The 20913-nt window shown below is 71.7% G+C and carries 15 protein-coding genes and 1 pseudogene; 8 read left to right on the top strand and 8 right to left on the bottom strand.

Annotated features, from left to right (window positions below; all coding sequences use genetic code 11):
* Window positions 1-184: 184 nt before the first annotated feature.
* The 4 genes and pseudogenes from PYR72_RS41255 to PYR72_RS41240 form a co-directional block, all read right to left on the bottom strand.
* Window positions 185-2272: an iron ABC transporter permease gene (locus PYR72_RS41255; protein ID WP_275460026.1), complete on the bottom strand. Its 2088-nt coding sequence runs from the start codon at window positions 2270-2272 to the stop codon at window positions 185-187.
* 125 nt (window positions 2273-2397) lie between these two features.
* Window positions 2398-3378, bottom strand: a complete 981-nt coding sequence (locus tag PYR72_RS41250; protein ID WP_275460025.1) for an iron-siderophore ABC transporter substrate-binding protein — start codon at window positions 3376-3378, stop codon at window positions 2398-2400.
* Between the two features lie 260 nt (window positions 3379-3638).
* Window positions 3639-4481 (bottom strand): annotated as a pseudogene (locus PYR72_RS41245) (ABC transporter ATP-binding protein); the annotation flags it as partial.
* Between the two features lie 111 nt (window positions 4482-4592).
* Complete coding sequence (locus PYR72_RS41240; RefSeq protein WP_275460652.1) at window positions 4593-5111, bottom strand: MSMEG_1061 family FMN-dependent PPOX-type flavoprotein; 519 nt, start codon at window positions 5109-5111, stop codon at window positions 4593-4595.
* Between the two features lie 581 nt (window positions 5112-5692).
* Between PYR72_RS41240 and PYR72_RS41235 the strand changes: the two genes are divergently transcribed.
* From PYR72_RS41235 to PYR72_RS41210, 6 genes are all read left to right on the top strand, one after another.
* Window positions 5693-6901, top strand: coding sequence for a serine hydrolase domain-containing protein (locus PYR72_RS41235; protein ID WP_275460024.1), 1209 nt, complete (start codon window positions 5693-5695; stop codon window positions 6899-6901).
* Window positions 6898-8532 carry an alpha/beta fold hydrolase gene (locus PYR72_RS41230; protein ID WP_275460023.1) on the top strand — a complete coding sequence of 545 codons (1635 nt, stop codon included), beginning with the start codon at window positions 6898-6900 and terminating at the stop codon, window positions 8530-8532. The genes PYR72_RS41235 and PYR72_RS41230 overlap by 4 nt, the downstream gene beginning before the upstream one ends.
* A gap of 52 nt (window positions 8533-8584) precedes the next feature.
* Entirely contained in the window at window positions 8585-10486 is a 1902-nt protein-coding gene (locus tag PYR72_RS41225; protein WP_275460022.1) for an SMI1/KNR4 family protein, read from the top strand.
* Between the two features lie 183 nt (window positions 10487-10669).
* On the top strand, window positions 10670-12433 hold the full coding sequence (locus PYR72_RS41220; RefSeq protein ID WP_275460021.1) for an FAD-dependent oxidoreductase: 1764 nt from the start codon (window positions 10670-10672) through the stop codon (window positions 12431-12433).
* Window positions 12434-12479: 46 nt separating this feature from the next.
* Complete coding sequence (locus PYR72_RS41215; protein WP_275460020.1) at window positions 12480-12656, top strand: hypothetical protein; 177 nt, start codon at window positions 12480-12482, stop codon at window positions 12654-12656.
* An 85-nt stretch (window positions 12657-12741) separates the two neighbouring features.
* The gene (locus PYR72_RS41210; RefSeq protein ID WP_275460019.1) at window positions 12742-13194 is read left to right on the top strand and encodes a DUF1569 domain-containing protein; all 453 of its coding nucleotides are present in this window, start codon (window positions 12742-12744) and stop codon (window positions 13192-13194) included.
* Window positions 13195-13203: 9 nt separating this feature from the next.
* Here PYR72_RS41210 and PYR72_RS41205 read toward each other — a convergent pair whose 3' ends face one another.
* Together PYR72_RS41205 and PYR72_RS41200 are read right to left on the bottom strand one after the other, a co-directional pair.
* Complete coding sequence (locus PYR72_RS41205) at window positions 13204-15150, bottom strand: S41 family peptidase (RefSeq protein WP_275460018.1); 1947 nt, start codon at window positions 15148-15150, stop codon at window positions 13204-13206.
* A gap of 177 nt (window positions 15151-15327) precedes the next feature.
* Window positions 15328-16185 (bottom strand): caspase family protein, encoded by an 858-nt coding sequence (locus PYR72_RS41200; RefSeq protein ID WP_275460017.1) that lies wholly within the window; start codon window positions 16183-16185, stop codon window positions 15328-15330.
* Window positions 16186-16366: 181 nt separating this feature from the next.
* On the opposite strand from PYR72_RS41200, the gene PYR72_RS41195 reads away from it, so the two are divergent.
* Window positions 16367-18025, top strand: coding sequence for a DEAD/DEAH box helicase (locus tag PYR72_RS41195; protein WP_275460016.1), 1659 nt, complete (start codon window positions 16367-16369; stop codon window positions 18023-18025).
* 28 nt (window positions 18026-18053) lie between these two features.
* On the top strand, window positions 18054-18428 hold the full coding sequence (locus PYR72_RS41190) for a hypothetical protein (RefSeq protein WP_275460015.1): 375 nt from the start codon (window positions 18054-18056) through the stop codon (window positions 18426-18428).
* Window positions 18429-18437: 9 nt separating this feature from the next.
* Here the strand turns inward: PYR72_RS41190 and PYR72_RS41185 are convergent, their stop codons facing one another.
* Together PYR72_RS41185 and PYR72_RS41180 are read right to left on the bottom strand one after the other, a co-directional pair.
* Window positions 18438-19898 carry an aldehyde dehydrogenase family protein gene (locus PYR72_RS41185; protein WP_275460014.1) on the bottom strand — a complete coding sequence of 487 codons (1461 nt, stop codon included), beginning with the start codon at window positions 19896-19898 and terminating at the stop codon, window positions 18438-18440.
* A gap of 60 nt (window positions 19899-19958) precedes the next feature.
* Window positions 19959-20900 carry a hypothetical protein gene (locus PYR72_RS41180; RefSeq protein WP_275460013.1) on the bottom strand — a complete coding sequence of 314 codons (942 nt, stop codon included), beginning with the start codon at window positions 20898-20900 and terminating at the stop codon, window positions 19959-19961.
* Between the last annotated feature and the right edge of the window lie 13 nt (window positions 20901-20913).

Genomic DNA, 20913 nt, shown 5'->3' with positions numbered 1-20913 from the left:
GATTGTGCCGGGCAAGATCCGTTCACGCGATCGAATATGCACGCGTCGCACCGACGGTGAACCAGCGCGTGCCGACGGACGGGTACTGACGGGACGGGCGCTGACGGAACGGGTACTGACGGGACGGGTGCCGACAGGCGATCGGTCGACGGGACGTGTGGTGCCGGCCCCGCGGTCGCCCGCTCTACCGTCGCGTCCGTAGCAGCAGACGGAGGAAGTACGGCGTGCCGATCACCGCCGTCATCAGGCCGGCGCCCAGCTGGGCCGGGGCGATCACCGTACGGCCCAGGAGGTCGGCCGCACAGACGAGGCAGGCACCGAGCAGGACGGCCACCGGGACGACCCGCACGTGCCGCCGGCCCACGAGGGCACGTGCGGCGTGCGGCGCGACGAGCCCCACGAAACCGATGGTGCCGGCCGAGGCGACGGCGGTCGCGCTGAGCAGCACGCCCACCACGAGGAACCCGAGTCTGGCCCGGGACAGCCGCAGCCCGAGGAGCCGCGGGGTGTACTCGTCCAGGGAGACGAGGTCGAGTTCGGTCCGGCGGGACAGCGCGACGGCGAGGCCCAGCGCCAGCACGCACGCGACGGGCAGCACGTCCGGCAGGGTCCGCCCGTACGTCGAACCCGACAGCCAGGTCAGTGCCTTGGTGGCGTTGAACGGGTCGGTGAGCACGATGAGCAGGCTGATCAGTGCCGTGGTGCCGGCGGCCACGCCGATGCCGACGAGGACCAGCCGGTTCTGCTGGTAGCCGCCCCGGGCCGCCAGCCCGAAGACGACCGCGGAGGCGAGGGCGGCGCCCGCGAACGCGGCACCCGCGACGCTCCAGCCACCGGCGACCGGCACGGTGGTGACCAGCAGCACGGCGCCCAGCGCCGCCCCGCCGGAGACGCCCAGGACGCCCGGTTCCGCGAGCGGATTGCGGGTCACGGCCTGCACCAGCGTGCCTGCCAGGGCAAGGGCCGCACCCGCGCACAGGGCCGCGAGGACGCGGGGCACCCGGGTGTCGAGCACGAAGGACACAGTCCGGCCGGCCCGCCCCTGGGCCCAGTTGGCGACGTCGCCGAGCAGCAGTTTGCTGTCGCCCAGCAGGACGCCCGCGACCACGACGCCGACGGTCACGGCGACCAGGACGGCCACGGTGACCAGGAACGCCGTACGGCCGGGGATGCGCAGCCGGTCCGGTGGCTCGGCTCCGGCGGTGTCCCGCAGCCGCAGGGCCATCACCACCAGGAACACGGCGCCGACCAGGCTGGTCACCACACCGGTGGGCACGGCGACCGCCGTGCCGGAGGGGACCAGGGCCCGCAGCAGTACGTCCGACCCGAGCACCAGTCCGGCACCCACCAGACCGGCGACGGGCAGGGACCCCCGGGTGCGGGCGAGGCCACGGAAGCGGCGGGCGAGGGGGCGTACCAGCGCGGGTGCGCACAGCCCGACGAAGCCGACGGGCCCGGCGAGCGTGACGGCCGCTGCCGACAGCAGTGTCGCCAGGACGACCACCGTGACGCGGGTCGCGCGGACGGGGACGCCCAGCCCTCGCGCGGCGTCGTCGCCGAGGGCGAGCGCGTCGATCCGGCGGGCCGTCAGCCACAGGCCGACGAGCCCGACCGCCACGACGGGCAGCATCTGCACGACACCGTCGAAGCCGTTCTGCCCGATGCTGCCCTGGTTCCACCGGTAGAGGCCCTCGGTCCGCTGCGGATACAACAGCAGCAGACCTTCCGTCAGGGAGTTCAGGCCCAGCATGAGGGCGGTGCCGGCGAGGACCAGCCGTACGGTGCCCGTGCCGAGCCCGGAGAGGGCGAGGACCACGGCCGCCGCCAGCAGGCCGCCGGCGAAGGCGACGCCGGACGAGGCGAGCAGCGGCAGGGAGACACCGGTGACGGCGACGACACCGAGCGCGAGGTAGGCGCCGGCGTTCACCGCGAGGGTGTCGGGCGCGGCGAGCACATTGCGGCTCACGGCCTGCAGCACGGCCCCCGCCACACCGAGGACGACACCGACGAGGACGCCGGCTGCCGCGCGCGGCAGCCGGGAGGCGATCACGACGGACGCGTCGCCCGGACCGGACCGCCCGGTCACGGCCTTGACCACCTCGGCGGGTCCGACGGCGGCGGTGCCCTGGGTGAGGTCGACGACCGCGAGGACGGCCACCAGGACGGCGAGGCCGGCCGTCACCGCGGCCGCGCCCGTCCGGGTCGCGGTGACCGGCGGTCGGCCGGCGGCCGTCGACGGACGGGGGGCGGGGGGCTGGGCGGTGACGGCCATGGCTGTCGTTCGTCGTCCTGTCGTCGTGGTCGCTGCGTCGCGCGTCGGGTGTCGCGTGTCGCGTGTCGCGTGTCGGGTGTCGGGTGTCGGGTGTCGCGTGTCGGGTGGGGTCGTCGCCCGGTCGGTTACTTCGTCAGCGCGTCGACGACGGCGTCGACGTACGCCTCCATGGACTCGGGGCCGCCGAACATCCAGATGCCGTCGGGCAGTCGGTGCACCTGGCCGGCCTTCACGAACGGCAGAGAGGTCCATACGGCGTTCTTCGCCAGCGCGCCGGTGAAGGGCGTGCTGGTGTCGTCCTCGTCGTTGCCGATGTAGGCGAACCGGACGTCCTTCGGCAGGTCGGTGAGACCCTCGACGTCGGTGGTGCCGAGGCCGTAGGCGGCGTCGCCCTTCACCTTCCAGGCGTTCTTCAGGCCGATCCGCTCGTTGACGGCGCCGATGAGCGAGCCACTCGTGTAGGGGCGCAGGGAGACCTGGTTGGAGGTGACGTAGCCGTCGGCGAAGGCGAACCCAGCGCCGTCGAGACCGGCGTCGGCGAGGGCCTTCCTGCCCTCGGCGACCTTCGCCTCGAAACTCTTGCGCACCGCCCCGGCCCGGTCGGTGGTGCCGGTGGCCTCGGCGATGAGGTCGAGGTTCTCCAGCATCTGCCCGATCTGGTCGGAGGCGTCCGCGGACGTGATGCCCAGCACGGGGGCGATCTTCCGCAGTTGCTTCACGGCGGCGGGCGGCAGGTCGGAGGAGGCCACGATGAGGTCGGGCGAGAGGGCGGCGATGGTGTCCATGCTCGGCTCGCCGCGTGTGCCGATGTCCTTGGGCTCGTTCTTCAACGGGACGGCCTGGTCCCAGGTCTTGTAGCCCTTGACGTCGGCGACGCCGACCGGGTCGACGCCGAGCGTGAGGAGGAACTCGACCTCGTTCCACTCGGTGGCGACGACCTTGGTGGCCGGGCCGTCGAGTTCGACCTTCTTGCCCTGGGAGTCGGTGAGGGTGATGGCCTCGGAGGGCTGCTTCGCGGAGTCGTCGGCGGCAGGCTCGGTGGTGCCGCACGCGGCGAGGGTGAGCGCCGCGGTGGTGGTGGCCGCGGTGAGCAGGAGACGTCTCATGAGGTGGAGCCGAGCCTTTCGCTTGGGGCGTTCCGTGAGTTTCGGGCGTCACGGGTATTACGGTTATTACGGGTGTTGCCGGAGGTCTCCCGGTCGCCGTCCGGGAGGGGCCGCGGGTCGGCGGGTGGAGAGCCGACGGGTGGAGAGCCGACGGGTGGAGAGCCGGCGGGTGGAGAGCCGGCGGGTGGAGAGCCGGCGGGTGGAGAGCCGGCGGGTGGAGAGCCGGCGGGTGGAGAGCCAGCGGGTGGAGGGTCGGTGGGGCGGGGGCGCCGGGTGTGGTGACGGCCGATCGGGCGGGTGCGCAGCCGGCCGGTGAGGGGATCGGTGTCGACGTCGATGCGGATGCCGTAGACGGCGGTCAGCCGTTCCGGCGTCAGGACGTCCTCGGGGCGGCCCTCGGCGACGATCCGGCCCGCTTCGAGGAGTGTGATCCGGTCGGCGACGGCGGCCGCCTGGTCGAGGTCGTGCAGCACGACGCCCACGGCGATCCCGTGGTCGTCCGCCAGGTCGCGGACCAGGTCGAGGAGTTCGACCTGGTAGCGCAGGTCGAGATAGGTCGTGGGCTCGTCCAGCAGGAGCACGCCGGTCTCCTGGGCGAGACAGCAGGCGAGCCACACCCGCTGCAACTGCCCACCGGACAGGTGGTCGGCGCCGCGCTCGGCGAGGTCCGTGACGCCGGTCAGCGCGAGCGCCCGGTCGACCGCGGCCGTCGCGTCCGGGTCCCGGCGGCCGAAGCGGCCCCGGTAGGGGTACCGGCCGAACTCGACGACGTCACGCACGGTCAGTCCGCCGGGAGTGGGCCGCCCCTGGGTCAGCAGGGCCACGTGCCGCGCGAACTCGCGTGCCGTCAGGGCGAGACCGTCGGTGTCGGTGTCGATCGTGAGCGCGGCGCGGCGGGCCCGCTGCAACCGGGCGACCGTCCGCAGCAGCGTCGACTTCCCGCTGCCGTTGGGACCGACCAGGGCGGTCACCTCACCGGGCCGCAGTCCGATCGCGACGTCGTGCACGACGTCCACGCCGTCGTACGACACGGTCACGCCCGTGGCCGACAGTGCGTGACCGCGGAGCCGCGGCATGGCGGCTGCTTCCTCACCAGATCTCACGAAGAGAAGGTTAGCCTAACCTAATTTCCCCGTCATTGGCGGCACCTCGGGCACCCCCGGCGAACCCCTGCGCAGGCTTCCCCCATCCGCGAACTCCCGCCCGCCGCACGGTCATTCGGTCCGCCACGACGCCGGATCCCAGAGCCCCGAGCGGCGCAGCGACTGCGGGCAGTGCAGATAGATCTCGTCGATCTCCAGCACCAGGGCCAGCGCGGGGCGGCGACCCGCCAGCGCCATCGCGTCGAAGAAGGGCGCGTCGGTGAGGATGCGGGCCCGGCCGTTGATCCGCAGGACCTGTTTGCTGCCGGGGATCAGATACAGCAGGCCCGCGTGCGGGTTGTCGAGGATGTTGTGGAAGCTGTCGCCCCGCCGGTTCCCCGGCCGGTCGGGCAGCGCGATCACACCAGGGGTGAGCACGTGCGTGAATCCCGGCGCGTCCCCGCGCGGGGAGACGTCGCAGTCGCCCCGCGCGCCGGAGGTGGCCAGCAGACAGAAGGGCGAGCGAGCCAGGATGTCCCGGTCCTGGTCGGTGAGCCGGTCGTGGACCTTCTCGATGACCACCGGCCAGGGTTCCCCGAGCAGTTCACGCAGCTCGCCGCGCGACCGCAGCCCGACCCATCCTTCCTCGATACCGGGCCCACCCCCCTCGGCCCCGACCCCGACCCCGACCTCGGCCTCGGCCTCGGCCCCCGCCCCGGCCTTCGGCCCGTCTCCGGCGGTGCTGTCGATCGCGCGCGACAAGGCCGACCCCCATGACGAACGTCCGGCGGTGGCCACCACCCCGGATCCCAATAAGTTAGGTCACCCTAACCTCGCGATCGCGCCCTGGTCCAGGCACCCGCGCCGCCCGCTCCTCCCCTCCGGCCCAGGCCCAGGCCCGGGCTCCGGCTCCGGCTCCGGCTCCGGCTCCGGCCAGACCGAACCGCTGGGCGTGCGCCTGTCCCGTCACCCGCCGTACGCCCGGCACGACGGCAGCCCCGACCGCCGAGACCGCGCGCACCGACAACCCGGCCGCCACCGACACCCGGCGGCACCGGTACACGCGCGGGGAGGGCCACCCGAGGAACCACCGCTCCACGCTCGCCCTTACCAGCAGCCGGCCCCACCCGTCCATGAGGTCCGCTCCCGCTTTCGGCTCGGGCCGGCGTCACCTCGCACGCACCTGCCTGCCGGAGTGATCACCGGCCGTACCGTCCCTACCGTGAGGGAGCATGCTCACCTTCCCGACCACCTACCGGACCGGCAGGCGCCCGGTTCTGGCGGCCCTGATGACGGCCGTCGTCCTGGCCACCGGCCCGACGGCGACCGCACAGACGCCCGCCCCACGCCCCGCCGTGGACTGCGGCACACACGACCGGACCAGCCGATTACTGCGCGACCTCACCGACCGCCATGGCATCACCGGTGCCGCGGTCCTGGTGACCGACCCCACCGCGGGCCGTCCCTGCGGACGTTGGGCAAAGACCGCCGGCACGGCCGACCGGCGCACCGGACGCCCGATGAACACCACCGACCGGCTGCGCGTCGGCAGCGTGACCAAGACGTTCACCGCGGCCCTCGTCCTGCGGCTGGCCGCCGAGCACCGCCTCTCGCTGGACGCCCCCGTCGACCGTTATCTGCCCGATCTGCTCGACGGGGTCGGTCACGACCGCCGTCCGGTCACCGTACGCGACCTCCTGCGGCACACCAGTGGGCTGCCCGACTACCTCGACGCTCCGGAATGGGAACATCTCGAACGGCAGCGGTTCCGGCACTTCGAGCCCCGCGACCTCGTCGAGCGCGCGCTCGAACTGCCGCGCCCGCAAGGCAGCTGGCACTACGCCACCACCAACTACCTCGTGCTCGGCATGATCGTCCGCGAGGTCACCGGCCGCACCCCCGAGGCGGAGATCACCCGCCGCATCATCGGGCCCCTCGGGCTGCGCGACACCTACTGGCCCGGCGACGGGACACACGTCCGAGGCGCGCACTCCCGCAGCTACTTCACCGACGAGGGCGGCCGGCGCGTCGACGGCACCGCCTGGAACATGACCTTCGGCGGCGTCGGCGGCGCCCTGGTCTCCTCACCGGGCGACCTGACCCGGTTCGCCACCGCCCTGTTCGACGGGCGTCTGCTGCCCGCCGCCCAACTCGCCGAGATGCGGCGGACGGTGGAGGTCGACGCCGACCGGCTCTGGCCCGGCGCCCGCTACGGGCTGGGCCTGATCTCGACACCGCTGTCCTGCGGCGGGACGTGGTGGGGACACGCGGGGACGGTGCCCGGCGGCCATCGGGCCCTGGTCGCCGTCGGTCCCGGCGGACGGAGCGTCGCCGTCGCCCTGAACGAGATTCCCGCCTCGATCCCGGCCGAGTCCGCGTTCCTGGACCTCGTCGACGCCGCCCTCTGCGAGAGCCTGCCTTCCGAAAGGACCACCGCATGACCGCCCCGGCCACCCCCGGCGCCACGACCACGGCCGCCACGACGACAACCGCCACGACGACGGCCTCCACCACCACGCCAGGCACGCGCCGACGGGTGTCCCGCATCGCGGCAGGGGCCGCTCTGTGCCTGACCGCCGCCCTCGCCGTCCCCCCGGCACCCGCCGCGGCGGAACCCGCCCCCGCGACGGCCGCCGCCCTGGCCCGCTACCACGACCAGCGACTCGACTGGAAGAGCTGTGTGCTGGGACCCGACGACGAGACGGGCACGGAACTCCAGCGGGCGGGCGCCCGGTGCGCCGACGTCACCGTCCCCCTCGACCACGCCCGTCCGGAAGGCCGTACGATCACCGTCGCGATCTCCCGGATCCGGGCCACCGACACGGCGCATCGCGTGGGCGCCCTGCTGCTCAACGGCGGCGGCCCCGGCGGACAGACCATCGGCGACCCGCCGTGGATACGCTCCACGATGAAGGAGGTCGGTGAACGGTACGACGTGGTCGGCGTCGATCCCCGTTTCGTCGGCCGCAGCACGCCGCTGGACTGCCACTGGCCCACCGGTTCCTTCATCCGCGGCGCGGGGGCGGACCGTGCGGGATTCGACCGCGCGGCGGGGTTCGCGAAAGAACTCGCCGACCGGTGCGCGAGGACCCAGGGGGACGTCCTGCCGTACGTCACCACCCGGAACACCGCGCGCGACATGGACATCGTCCGCGCGGCGCTCGGTGAGCGCCGGATCTCCTACCTCGGTTACTCGTACGGCACCTACCTCGGCCAGGTGTACGCCACGATGTTCCCCGGCCGCACCGACCGCGTCGTCCTGGACGGCCTGGTCGACCCGGGCCGCTACCACCCACGGCTGCTGCGCGGCACGGCGCCGGCCAACCGGCACGCCCTCGAAGGCTGGGCCACTTGGGCGGCGGCCCGCGACACCACCTACGGCCTGGGCCGGACCAGGGGCGCGGTGCTGGCGACCGTGGACCGGACCCTGACCGCCTCCGCACGCACCCCGCTGGCGATCGGCGGCCACCGGGTGGACGAGCACCTGGTCCCCGTCATCGTCTTCTCCGGCCTCTCCCAGGACAACGACGCCGCCTACGCCGATCTCGCGCGGGCGATGAGGGACATGCGCGGCGCCGCCGACGGCCGTACGGTCACTCCCTCGCCCTGGCTGGCGGAGACCCTCGACTTCCTGCTGACCGGGTCCGGCTCCGCCTACGGCAGCGTCCAGACGGCGATCCTGTGCGGGGACGTGTCCGCGCCGCGTTCCCCGGAGACGTACTGGCACGACGTCCGACGCGCCCGTGAGCGGGACCCGTTGTTCGGTCCCGTCACCGACACCATCGGCCCGTGCGCGTTCTGGGCCCCGCCGCGCGAGCGCCCGACGACGATCCGCCGCGATCTGCCGGCGCTCCTCGTCAACGCGACCGGCGACCCCCGTACCGTCCACCGGAACGCGCTGACGGTACGTCATATGTGGCCCTCGTCCCGCCTGCTCACCCTGCGCGGCGCGGACCAGCACGCCGTGTACGGTGTGTTCGGCAACTCCTGTGTCGACACCACGGTCAACACCTACCTGGCCACGGGCCGCCTGCCCGGCACGGACGTCACCTGCGCCCGGTCCGCCGGCTGACAGAGCCCTCCGGCGCCGCGCCCTGTCAGTGGCGGGTGGCAGCATCGAAGGCATGACGGACACCACGGCATTCGACTGGCGGCCCTTCCTGCTGAGGTGGAGCGAGGAGTGGGCGGACGCCACGCCGGACGACGAGACCCGGGGCGAGGACGACCTGGCAGCGCGGCAGGCGCGGTGGCTGGGCTTCCCGCCCGCGTCGCAGGAGCGGATCGCGGCGATGGAGGAGCGGCTCGGCCGCCGGATGCCGCCGTCGTACCGGGAGTTCCTGCGGGTGAGCGACGGCTGGCGGCACGCGGGCGGGTTCCTGTGGCGGCTGGCGGGGACCGCGGACGCGCGCTGGCACGACGACGCGTCGGGACTCGCGGAGATGTTCGAGGAGGATCTCGACGACGACGCCGGGCCCGAGGAACGCCAGGAGGTGGACATCTGGCGGCGCGGGCTGCAACTCGACGTCGAGTCCGATTCCGTCCACGTCCTCATGGACCCCGAGGACGTGGACGAGAACGGTGAGTGGGCCGTGTTCACCTGGGCGAGCTGGCTGGCCGAGGCACCCGAGCGGCACGACGACTGCCTCGCGTTCATGCAGGCCATGCACCGCGAGTTCCACAGCCTGCGGGCCCACCGCGACGAACGGAGCGACGGGGACCGGGTGTTCGCCAACACCACGACCGCCGAGCTGGACGCCCTGGTGGACGAGGCCCGCAACGAGGCACTGCGCGGCGGCTGGGAGAAGGCCGGGGAGGCGCTGGACCGGGCCAAGGACTACGGCAGGCCGAGGGCCGCCGGGCTGGGCGACCAGATACGCCTCCTGCTCGGAGAGACCCTGGTGTACTTCGACGGCCTGGTGACGGACCCCGCGTACGCCCCGGAGCTGCTGCCACCGCTCGTCGCCGAGTACGCGGAGCACACCTACCGGGACGACTCCACGCTGACGTTCCATCTGCGGGGCGCGAGCGAGGATCTGGTGTCCCTGGCCTACGCGACGCTGGCCGCGGTGCGCGAGGGCACGTACCGGTACGCGCCGGCCGGGCCGTTCGGGGAAGCGGTCGGACGGGCGCGGAAGCTGGCGCGATGGGGTGACACGGACGGCGCCTGGCGGACGCTGATGCGGGCGCTGCCCCTGTGGGAGCCGCTGGGGCCGGACCACCTGGCGCCGCTGGGATGGGTGGCCGATCCCGTGCTCGGGCCGCTGCTGACCCCGGAGCGGGGTCGCGAGCTGCTGTCGACCCCCCGGGGCGGGCACACGGGCGAGGCGCCGAGCACGGCCGTCACCGCACTCGACCCGGGCGACCTGACGTGGCTCGCGGAGCCCGACCCGGGCAACAACCGCACGTCGTACCGGTTCGTCCTGGTGGAAGGGGTGGAGCCGGAGGACCTGCCCGGGCGCCTCGCGGACGGGCACGGTACGACGCTGAACGACCCCATGACCCTCGGGGAGGCGCGCCGCTGGTCGCTGGAGGGCCGGAGGGAGTTCTCGTCCTACGACGACCGGCCTCTCATGGCGGTGGGCCGGGCCGGCGACGGCTGGTGTTTCGCCTTCGACGGCGACGCCGACCACTTCGACCGGCAGCGGTTCGTCTCCCCGGCCGCCGCCGCGAGTGCGGGCACCCGAGCGGTGGTGGTGTGGAGCGGCCTGAGGTGCTGGCACGGTGAACCGTTCTTCCACCTCTCGGTGGCGCGAGACGGCGCGGAGGAGTACGCCTTCACGTACACGCACGGAGAGGTCCGGTCGAGCGGGGCGATACCCCGGGCACTGGACCCCGGTCCGTTCTTCGGCGACGGGGCGGACCCCGCCGAGGCGGAACGGCCGCTCCTGGAAGCCCTGAGCCGGGAGTTCGGTGTCCGTCTTCCCCGTCACGCCCTCGTGCACGGGCGGCTGCACACGTTCGTCACGCGCACCTGGAGGCGGCCGCCCAGGGACGGTGAGACGTTCATGGTGATCCGCGTGGGCTGAGAAGGCGCGCCCGGGGGGTGTCTCGGGCGCACCCGGGCAGCTGTGGCGGGCGCACCCCGGCGACTGTGGGCCACGTGATGCGGCATCAAGCCAAAGTGACCCCGGTCGCGTCGGTCGCCTTCCGGGATCGGTGTGTCGCTCCTATCCTCGTGCGCCGGTACTTACCGACGGTAAGGGGGAGCGATGGGCGGCACCACGCGCAGAGGGTTCCTGGGCACGGCGGCGGCCGCCGGCGGCGGGATCGGCCTCGGCGGCCCCGGGCGGGCAGCGGCACAGGACAGCTCGGCCGCAGGAACCGTGGCCGTCCTGGGCGGAGGCGTCGCCGGGCTCACCGCCGCGCACGAACTCGCCGAACGGGGCTTCCGGGTCACGGTCTACGAACGCAAGGCGCTCGGCGGCAAGGCCCGCAGCATGGACGTGCCCGACAGCGGCAAGGGCGGCCGCGCGCCGCTGCCCGGGGAGCACGGTTTCCGCTTCATCCCCGGCATCTACCACAACCTGCCCGACACCATGCGGCGCATCCCCTTCCCCGGCAACACCCATGGCGTCCACGACAACCTCGTCGCCCCCAAGGAGATGCTGTTCGCACGGTCCGGCGGCCGTGAGGACATCCGGATCCCGCTCCCCTGGCCCGGCACCACCCCGGCCGAACTCACCCCCGACGAGATCCGCCGCGCCCTCACCTCGTTCCTGGACACCGCCCTCCGCCTGCCCCTCCACGAGGCCCTCTACTTCGCCAACCGCCTGCTGGTCTTCCTCACCAGCTGCGAGGAGCGACGCGACAACTCCTGGGAGCGGACGCCCTGGTGGGAGTTCGTGCGCGCGGGACGCATGTCGTACGACTACCAGCGGATCCTCGCCGTCGGCATCACCCGGAACATCGTGGCCACCAAGGCGGAGGAGGCCAGCACCCGCACGGTCGGCACCCTGCTGGAGGCGTTCGCCTTCAACCTCCTCGGGCGGGGCGCGGACGGTCCTCTGGACCGGATCCTCAACGCGCCCACCAACGAGGCGTGGATCGACCCCTGGGCGACCCATCTGCGGTCGCTCGGTGTCGAGTTCCGCATCGGCTGGACCGTGCAGGACCTGACCATGGACGCGGGCCGGGTGGCCGGCGCCGTCGTGAAGGACCCGGGCGGCGTCCGCCGGACCGTCACCGCCGACCACTACATCTCGGCCATGCCGGTGGAGCACGCCCGCCGCACCTGGAACGCCGCCGTGCGCGCCGCCGACCCCCAACTGGCCGCGTGCGACCGGCTGGAGACGGACTGGATGACCGGCATCCAGTTCTATCTGACGGAACGCACACCGATCCTGCACGGCCACCTCGACCTCATCGACTCCCCCTGGTCGCTGACCGCGATCGCGCAGGCCCAGCACTGGCCGGGCCACGACTTCCCCGCGGACTTCGGCGACGGCACGGTCGCGGACTGCCTGTCCGTGGACGTCTCCGAATGGGACCGGCCGGGCATCCTGTACGGGAAGACGGCCAAGCAGTGCACGCGCGCCGAGGTCGCCCGCGAGGTGTGGGCCCAGCTGAAGGCGGCACTCAACGACAGCGGCCGTACGGTCCTGAAGGACTCCGTGCTGCACTCCTGGTTCCTGGACCCGGCCGTGGACGGGCTCGGCACCCCGGCCCCGGTCAACGAGGAACAGCTGCTCATCCACCCGGTGGGGACCTTCCATCTGCGCCCGCGGTCCGCCACGAGGATCCCCAACCTCTTCCTGTCCGGCGACTACGTGTCCGTACCCATCGACCTGGCCACCATGGAGGGCGCCAACACCTCGGCCCGCCAGGCCGTCAACGCCCTTCTGGACAGCGTCGGTTCGGCCGCCGAACGATGCACGGTCACCCCGCTGTACCGGGCACCGGAGTTCGAGCCGCTGAAGCGGCACGACCGCACCCGGTACCGCCTCGGGCTGCCGAACCTCTTCGACGTCGGCTGACGACCGCACCCCCGCGCCCCGTTCAGGGCAGTGCGCGGGTGGGGGCTTGGTCAGCACCTGGGAGCGCGACCGGACCCACCTGACGGGGTGGAAGCGATGGCTCGTGGTCGCCGGCGCGCAGCACGCCTCCTTCACCGACGTCGGACTCGTCGCGGAACAGCTCGGCCTCGACATCGGCGCCGACCTGCCCGCCGCCCGCGCCGCACAGCTCACGCACCGCTGAGACCTCGGCCCACGTCACCACACAGCGGTGTCCCCGTCAGCGCCTCCGGCGTCGCGGGTCCACCGTTGCCGCATAGGATCCTGCAATGTCCTCCCCCGACCTTGAGCAGTTCGTTCAGCGGCTTCACCTGAACATCGCCCGCGCCGAGCACGACCTGCTGGCGCCCGGCAGCACCTGGAACCTCTCCCAGACCGTGCAGCACTGCGCTCAGACCGTCCGCTACTCCGTGACCGGATATCCGGTGCTGAAGCCCGCCTGGTACCGGGCCACGACAGGGCGGCTGGCCAAACTGGTCTTTCTGCGCCGAGGGGCGATGAAGCATCCGCTCGGCGCGGAGATCGAGGGGGCGCCGGCGTTGGACCCGGGCCTGCCGGTGTCCGAGGCCGCGGCCGGTCTCGCGGACGCCGTGGCCCTGTTCACCGGCCACACCGCCGGGCACGCCACCCATCCCGCCTACGGACCCTGCACGCACGACGAGTTCGCACAACTCCACGCCATGCACCTCGCCGACCACCTGCCCGGCGTGGCCACGAGCTGAGGCGGCCGGCTAGTGGAGCTGTTCCGTCCTGCTCGCGACAAGGAGACCGGCCTCGAAGCCGTCGATGCGGGCCGAGTGAGCGGGTGCCGCGACGGGCACCGTCACATCGGCCTGACCATCGGTGAGGTCCACCGATGCGCGCGGCCGCTGGTCGACGTAGACGTCCACACGGTCGACGTTCGTCGCCTTCACCTTGAGTTTCAGAGAGCCGTTGACGGAGACGGCGTCCGTGATGGACACGGCGTGCGACTCCCGGTCCTTGAGGATCCGGCCCGCCCGGTCGAACAGATCCGCGTTGTCCTCCAGGAGGTCCCGCCGGGTCATCCGGTGCGGCTGGTCGGGGACGACGCCCAGGTCCTCCACCGGGGTGCCGGACAGGGCGCCGACCCGGAGAGTGCGGCGGATGGACACCCGCATGCCGCTTCCCTTCGGCAGCGGTACGTACGGCGTCGCCCGGTCGCCTTCGAGGAGGTCGGAGAGCAACTGGTGGGTCCAGACGTTGGCCCCGCCGGCGCCGGTGTTCTCGTCGGTGCCGAGCACAGGACCGATCGCGTGGTCCTGGAAACCGGCGGCGAAGATGTCGGTGGCCGAGTAGCAGCGGGCGTTGGTGATGAGCACCACGGGTCCGAAGTACTGCTGCCCGATCGCGTTGGCACCCTCCACGGGGGTGATGGGGAAGGCGCTGGAGAAGGTGGCGCCGATCTCGACGGCCTGCTCCATGGAGGGGACCCAGGCGCCGAGGTCGATGCCCGAGGAGCCGTCCTGGTGCCTACGGCAGATGCGCAGGTTGAGCGGCGTGTTGATGAACTGCACCGGCTCGGGGATGATCCGGCGAGGAGTGAGGACCTGCAGGGCGAACTCGGCGGCGTGGATGTGGCCGCCGCCGTTGTCCCGGACGTCCACGATGAGGCCGTTCTGCGGGAGCTGTCCGATGAGGCGGACGAACTCCCGGACGAAGGCCGTCGGGTTCTCCACGTTGAACGTGAAGATACGGATGTGGCCGAACGTCCCGGACGACGTCTGCACCTGCTGGGCCTTGAACACCTGGGGCATGGTCGTGGCGACCTCGCCCTCACGTAGCGCGGGCACGGCTTCGTCGGCCTGGACGGCTCGTTCCTGGGCGACGACCCGAGGGGCGAACAGCAGCACCTTGGCCCGGCCCGCCTCGTCCGCGTCGAGGTCCAGCCCTTGCGTCAGGGCGGCGGTGCTGATCGCGTCCGTGTCCACCAGGGGAGGCAGGTTCTGCACGATCCGCCAGTTCTCGCGCAGCTCTCGCGGAGTGCCGCTCTCGTCGATGTAACTGACGGTCACCCACTCCTCGAAGGGAGGCAGGTGGATGCGCAGCGGCCGTACGGTCAGCGACTGGATGCCGCGGCTGCGCCGGGCAGCGGCGTTGCTGCCGGCGAACCGGGCCGCGTTCAGGTCGACGGCCGACGAGATGGGGATGCCGCTCCAGTGGGTGATCTCGACGCCGGGCCTGAAGCCGGGTGCGGAGAAACCCTCGGCCATGTGCGTGACCAGGAAGTGAGGGCCCTGTTCGTCCGTGTACCGCTCGATGAGGAACGGCAGGAACGCGATCTTGCCGTTGAAGGGGTCGGGGAGCAGATAGTTCGTGTGCAGGTCCCGGACGGAGTGGAAGATCTCCGACACCTCGGCGTGGAAGATCCACTCCCGAGGCATGGTCTGCGGCGTCTGCCGTTCCAGACGCCGCCGCATCACCCGCAGCCGCTGGACCGGATTCACGGCGTGCATCGCGGCCTTGAGCGGCAGGTGGACGTAGTTCTGCTCCAGCAGGACGAGTGCCTGGTCGACGATGAGACGGCGCTCCTCCAGCGTCAGAGTGCCGGCGCCTTCGAGGAAGCTGCTCAAGGGGGTCGAGGTGGCCAGATGGGCGCGGACCGGAGGCGCGGCCCGCTGGATGAACGTGGGTGTCGTGTCGTCAGCCGCGTACGTCATGGTGTCCTTCAAGGGGGTTGGGGGGTTCGACGTCGGGCGGCCGGCGGCGTGCGTGGGGGGCGTACCCGGCGTGTGCGTCTGAAGGGGAGGGAAGGGCGCCGGTGACCGCGCCGGAAGCGCGTTCGGAGCGGATCCTGGCGCCGCCCCGCGCCCTTGTCGCGGTAAGTCGGTAAGTCCTTATACGGTGAAGGGCCGTTGCCGCAGGAACGAGTCGTCGGCCTTGCCGGTGACGAACAGGCCGGGGCTCTGGTTGGGGGGCATCCTGCGGAGGATTTCGCGGTGGAACGACTTGTGTCCGCCGGTGAACTTCCCCTCGGCCCATACTTCGCGGAGCGTGCCGGTGAAGAGGCCGTTCTCCCAGCCGTCAGCGGCCAGTTGGTTGTCGGCGCAGGCGGAGATGAGCAGGACGCTGGCCGGCAGGTCGAGGGTGTCCTTCGGCTGCAGGTTGCGCTGGATCGTGTCGTAGAGGGTCCTGTCCCTCTCGTACGCCTCGTGCTGTGTGTCCGGTGGCATGACCCGGGAGGTGACCTCGATGTGGTTCGGGTCGCGGGTCTGGTACTGCTCCTCCATGGCGTCCGAGGTGAGGAGGTTGCGCACCGCTCTGACGGCTGTTTCGCTGTGGCAGCAGTCGAAGTAGGCAGAGATGCGGACGCCTTCGGCGAACGCTTCGAATTCCTTGTACAGCTCGTCGTCGATGAACTCGCGGTCGTAGAGGACCAGGGTCTCGTCGAGGCGGTCGGGCTCGTCCTCGGGCCCGTTCCTGTCGGGCACCTGGCCGCCGTGGCCCGAGTAGGTGAGGAGCAGGATGTCGCCGGGGGTCAGGATCCTGGCCGCCTTGCGGAGCTCGGCGGTCACGTTGTCGACCGTCGCCTCTGCCGTGAGCAGCATCGTGCGGTCGTCGAAGCCGGCGTTCCTGGCGATCTCCTCCATGTCGCGGGCGTCGTTCTCGCAGGCGTTGAGCTTGCCGTCCCACCCGCCGTACTTGGCGGGGTCGACCCGGTTGAGTCCGATGTGGAGTGACACGCCGAGGGCCATGGGATGGTCTCCTTCCGAACGGAGCGGATCCCCGAGCCTGAACCAATCACCCATATGACTTAATAATATCCAGTAATGCTCCACATGGCGTCTCCAGTAGCGTCGCTTCCCGTAGCGTCGATGACCACCTACGAGGCGACGGGGCTGGACCTCGGCCAGGTACAGGGGGAGCCGGTTGGCGATGATCCAGCTGGTCGCCCTGGCCTCGGCGTCCGCGAGCCAGGGAAGACCGCAGGCGAGAGCGACCGCTCCACGGTGGGGTACCTCGGCGCAGTCGAGGGTGCTCGTCCCCCAGGCCCGGACCGTCGCCGAGCTGCGTGCCGCGCTGGCGGCCGTCGAGCGCCGCGGGGCGGTGCTCGACGGTCGGGCCGGCGTCTCGGACGGTGATCCTTGGGAGGATTTCAGCGCCCGGCCGGCCGACTACTACGCGATGCTCGCGGAGCTCGGATTCCTGGCCGACGACGCCGAGAAGAGCCAGGGCGACCTGCCGGCCGAGATCGTCGACGCGGTCCGGACGCTCAAACTCGACACCAGCCATCTCAAGGAGTCGCTGCGTGGGTACCAGTCGTTCGGCGCCCGCTTCGCGATCGTGCAGCGGAAGGTCGTCATCGGCGACGAGATGGGGCTGGGAAAAACGGTCGAATCACTCGCCGTGCTCGCCCACCTGCGTGCCAAGGGCTCCTCCCATTTCCTGGTGGTGTGCCCCGCCGCCGTCGTGACCAACTGGGTGCGTGAAGTCCGGGCGAAGTCCGATCTGCACGCGTATCGCCTGCACGGGCCGGGTCGCGATGACGCGCTGAAGTCCTGGATCCGTGGTGGTGGAGTCGCGGTCACCACCTACGACACCCTCGGCTGGCTGGAAGGACGGATTCCCGAACGCGCCGAACCCGCGTGCCTGGTGTTCGACGAAGCGCACTACATCAAGAATCCGTTCGCCCAGCGAACCCGGCGCTGTACGGCCCTGATCAAGAGTTCGGAGCGAGCGATCCTGCTGACCGGCACCCCGTTGGAGAATCGTATCGAGGAATTCCGCAATCTCGTCGGCTACCTCCGGCCCGACCTGTCGATCAGCGCCTCGGAAATAGCTCCTCGCCAGTTCCGGAAGCAGGTGGCCCCGGCCTATCTGCGGCGTAATCAGGAAGACGTTCTCACCGAGCTTCCGGAGCGGTTCGACGTCGACGAGTGGATGCCGATGTCCGGCGCCGACAAGCAGCACTACCGAGCCGCCGTCGTCGACGGCAACTTCATGGCGATGCGCCAGGCGGCACTGCGCGCCGGCGCCAAGTCCCAGAAGATGCAGCGCCTCATCGACATCGTCCAGGAGGCGGAGGACAACGAGCGCAAGGTGCTGGTCTTCTCGTACTTCAGGGAGGTCCTCGACGAGGTGGCGTCGGTCCTTCCGGGAAAGGTGTTCGGTCCCCTCACCGGCTCCGTACCGGCCGCGAAGCGACAGAGCATGGTCGACGAGTTCTCCCAGGCCAGCCACGGGGCGGTCCTCGTCGCGCAGATCGTGGCAGGCGGCGTCGGTCTGAACATCCAGGCGGCATCGGTCGTCGTGATCTGCGAGCCCCAGCTCAAGCCGACGACCGAATGGCAGGCGATCGGCCGCTCCCACCGGATGGGGCAACTGGAATCGGTACAAGTGCACCGCCTGCTCTCCGAAGAAGGCGTGGACCAGCGGATCATCGAGATCCTGGCGCGCAAGAACCAGCTCTTCGCGGAGTTCGCCCGCGTCTCCGAAACCGCCGACAGCGCACCGGAAGCCTTCGACATCACGGATGCCGAGCTGGCACGAGAAATCGTGGCGGCGGAGCGCGAGCGCCTGCTCGCGGGCGGCTGACGAACACCACACACATGAGGAGACCGGAGTGGGGAATCTCGGCGGCTACCAGTGGATCACCACCGCCGCGAAGCAGGTCGGTGGCCCGGCCAAGCTCCTCGCCGGCGTCGGCGTGCTCGGCTATCTGGCCTTGCGCGGTGCCGAGGCCGGCGGAACAGCGGCATACAAGAAGCTGCGAGGCGTGTTCGAGAAGGACATCGACTCCACGTCCGATGAGGTTTTCACCGCCACGGCCGACGGAGACGACGGCAACGGCCTCCGGGTCCGTGTCGGCAACGAGATCCGCGTCCTCAAGAACGTCGGCGAGGCCGTCCTCGTCGAGGTGATCGGCGACCAGGACAACCCCTACGTGGTCTCGCCGGCCTTCCTCGCCTCGGTCTGCGGCTTCCGGTCGGGGAACTAGAAGTGCGGTTCAGAAGGGGTAGTGCGCCTGCTGCGTGGCGATGGTCAGCCAGCGGGTGTTGGAGAACGCCTCGATGCCCCACCGCCCGCCGAAGCGGCCGTATCCGGAGGCCTTCGCGCCGCCGAACGGGGCCTGCGGCTCGTCGGCCACCGACTGGTCGTTGACGTGGACGATGCCGGTACGGATCCGGCGCGCCACCGTCAGCCCGTGGGTGGCGTTCTCCGTGATGATGCCGCAGGTCAGGCCGTTGTCGGTGTCGTTGGCGAGGGTCACCGCGGTGTCGTCGTCGGAGAAGGTCTCGATCACGCAGACCGGGCCGAACGCCTCCGCGTGGTACAGGTCCGCGTCCCTCGGGACATCGGTGAGGACGGTCGCCGGGTGGACCGCGCCGTCCGGTTCACCGCCGCCGAGCAGGACCTTCGCGCCCTTGGCCACGGCGTCCGCGACCAGGTCGGCCACCCGCCGGGCGGCCTGTGCGCTCACCAGCGGGCCCACGACCGTGTACGGCTCCCCGGGGTCACCGGCCGCGAGCGAACCCGCCTTCGCGGTGAACTTCCTGGTGAACTCCTCCGCCAGGGACTCGTGGACGAGGATGCGGTCGCCCGACATGCAGATCTGGCCCGCGTTCATGAACACGCTGAACGTCACCGCGTCCACGGCGTAGTCCACGTCCGCGTCGTCGAGGACGAGTACGGAGTTCTTGCCTCCCAACTCCAGTACGGCGGGCTTGAGGTGACGGGCCGCCAGCTCTCCGACGATCCGGCCGACGGCGGTGGAACCGGTGAAGTTCACCGCCCGCACCCGCTCGTCGGCGATCAGCGTCTCGGCGATCTCGGCAGCGTCCTCACGGGCGTTGGTGATGACGTTGAGCACGCCGTCCGGCAGCCCGGCCTCCCGCAGCACGTCGGCGACCAGCAGGCCACAGGCGACCGGCGCGTCCTCGCTCGCCTTGACGACGACCGTGTTGCCCGCGGCCAGGGGCGCCGCCACGGCGCGCACGCCCAGGATGACCGGGGCGTTCCAGGGCGCGAACGCCGCGACCACGCCCAGCGGTTCGCGTACCGCCAGGCCCAGCGCGCCCTGCTCCTGCGCGCTGAGCACCTCACCGCGCGGCGCGGTGATCGCGGCCGCCGCCTCGCGCAGGATGTTCGCCGCCAGCATCACGTTGAAGAACGCCCACGGCCGGGTGCCGCCCGCCTCCTGCGCCATGAGGTCGGCGACCTGTGCGCCGCGCCCGTCCAGCAGGTCGGCGGCCTTGAGGAAGATCGCCCGTCGGGCGAAGGGGGCCAGCGCGGCCCACGGCTCGAAGGCCGCGTCGGCCGCGTCCACGGCACGGACGACGTCCTCGGGACCGGCGGCGGCGACGGTGGCGTACACCTCCCCGGTGAAGGGGTTGATGTCGTCGGTGGTCCGGCCGGAGGCGGCGGGCACGTCTCGGCCGGCGATGTACAGGTCTCGGGTGACGGCCATGAGGTGGTTCTCCTTGCTACGTAGCGTCGTTGATACGCGGTGCTTACGTGGTGAGCTGGGTCAGGACGGCTGGGACACGGCCTCGTCGGTCAGTTCGGAGGCGCCCGCCTCGACCCGGTCGGCGGCGCGGACCATGCCGGCCGCTTCGTCGGCGGGCAGGTCCCAGGCCGCGATGCGGCGTACGCCCTCGGGGCCGAGTTCGACGGGCACGGTGAGGCTGGTGCCGCGCACGCCGTACTCGCCGTCCAGGACGACGGAGGCGGGCACGAGGGTCCCGGAGCCGGTGGCGATCGCCTCGATGAGGCGGGCGGTGCCCAGGCCGGTGGTCCAGGTGGAGGTGCGGCCGGAGTCGAGGGCGACGTGCTTGGAGTACCAGGTGTCCACGTACTCCTCGGCGGTCAGTCGTTGTTCGCCGGTGAGGACGACGGGCTCCCCGCCGACCCTGACCCGGCTGTACAGCGGGACCTGGCCCTCGCCGTGCTCGCCGAGCATCCAGGCGTCGACGTCCTTCGGCGGCACGCCGAGCGCGAAGGCGATGCCGGTGCGCAGCCGGAGGCTGTCGTTGAGGGTGTAGCCGATCAGCCGCTCGCGCGGCAGCCAGCCCTGCCGGTGCACCCAGGTCAGCAGCGGGTCGACGGGGTTGGTGAGCATGAGGACCAGTCCGCCGAAGTCCGTTCCCGCCGCCCGCAGGGGACGCAGGCACTCGTTCACGATCCGCGCGTTGTCGGCGAGGAAGACGGAACGGGAGGAGTTCAGCCGCAGCGGGACGGCTGCGCTCAGCACGACCACGTCCGCGTCGAGCGCGTCCTCGGGGGTGCCGCCCCGCACGGTGTCGGCGGTGGCGCCGAGGCCGAGGGCGTTCTCCAGGTCCATGGTGTGGCTGGTGATCATGTTCGGCCGGGTGTCGACGAGCACGATCTCGTACGTCCCCCGCGCGGAGAGCAGGTTGAACGCGGCGGAGGAGCCGATGCCGCCGGCGCCCCCGATGATGACGACCTTCACGTGTCTGTGCCTT

Origin of the sequence: Streptomyces sp. VNUA24 (genome assembly GCF_029167005.1) — a bacterium.
In the GTDB taxonomy this organism is placed as follows: Bacteria; Actinomycetota; Actinomycetes; order Streptomycetales; family Streptomycetaceae; genus Streptomyces; species Streptomyces scabiei.
The sequence above is the reverse complement of the archived record's forward strand: the minus strand, read 5'-3'. Positions and strand labels throughout refer to the sequence as shown.

Excerpts from the sequence above, each read along its gene's own strand:
- PYR72_RS41255 (WP_275460026.1), bottom strand. The coding sequence starts at position 2,272 with ATGGCCGTCACCGCCCAGCCCCCCGCCCCCCGTCCGTCGACGGCCGCC.
- PYR72_RS41250 (WP_275460025.1), bottom strand. The coding sequence starts at position 3,378 with ATGAGACGTCTCCTGCTCACCGCGGCCACCACCACCGCGGCGCTCACC.
- PYR72_RS41235 (WP_275460024.1), top strand. The coding sequence starts at position 5,693 with ATGCTCACCTTCCCGACCACCTACCGGACCGGCAGGCGCCCGGTTCTG.
- PYR72_RS41230 (WP_275460023.1), top strand. The coding sequence starts at position 6,898 with ATGACCGCCCCGGCCACCCCCGGCGCCACGACCACGGCCGCCACGACG.
- PYR72_RS41225 (WP_275460022.1), top strand. The coding sequence starts at position 8,585 with ATGACGGACACCACGGCATTCGACTGGCGGCCCTTCCTGCTGAGGTGG.
- PYR72_RS41220 (WP_275460021.1), top strand. The coding sequence starts at position 10,670 with ATGGGCGGCACCACGCGCAGAGGGTTCCTGGGCACGGCGGCGGCCGCC.
- PYR72_RS41210 (WP_275460019.1), top strand. The coding sequence starts at position 12,742 with ATGTCCTCCCCCGACCTTGAGCAGTTCGTTCAGCGGCTTCACCTGAAC.
- PYR72_RS41205 (WP_275460018.1), bottom strand. The coding sequence starts at position 15,150 with ATGACGTACGCGGCTGACGACACGACACCCACGTTCATCCAGCGGGCC.
- PYR72_RS41200 (WP_275460017.1), bottom strand. The coding sequence starts at position 16,185 with ATGGCCCTCGGCGTGTCACTCCACATCGGACTCAACCGGGTCGACCCC.
- PYR72_RS41195 (WP_275460016.1), top strand. The coding sequence starts at position 16,367 with ATGATCCAGCTGGTCGCCCTGGCCTCGGCGTCCGCGAGCCAGGGAAGA.
- PYR72_RS41185 (WP_275460014.1), bottom strand. The coding sequence starts at position 19,898 with ATGGCCGTCACCCGAGACCTGTACATCGCCGGCCGAGACGTGCCCGCC.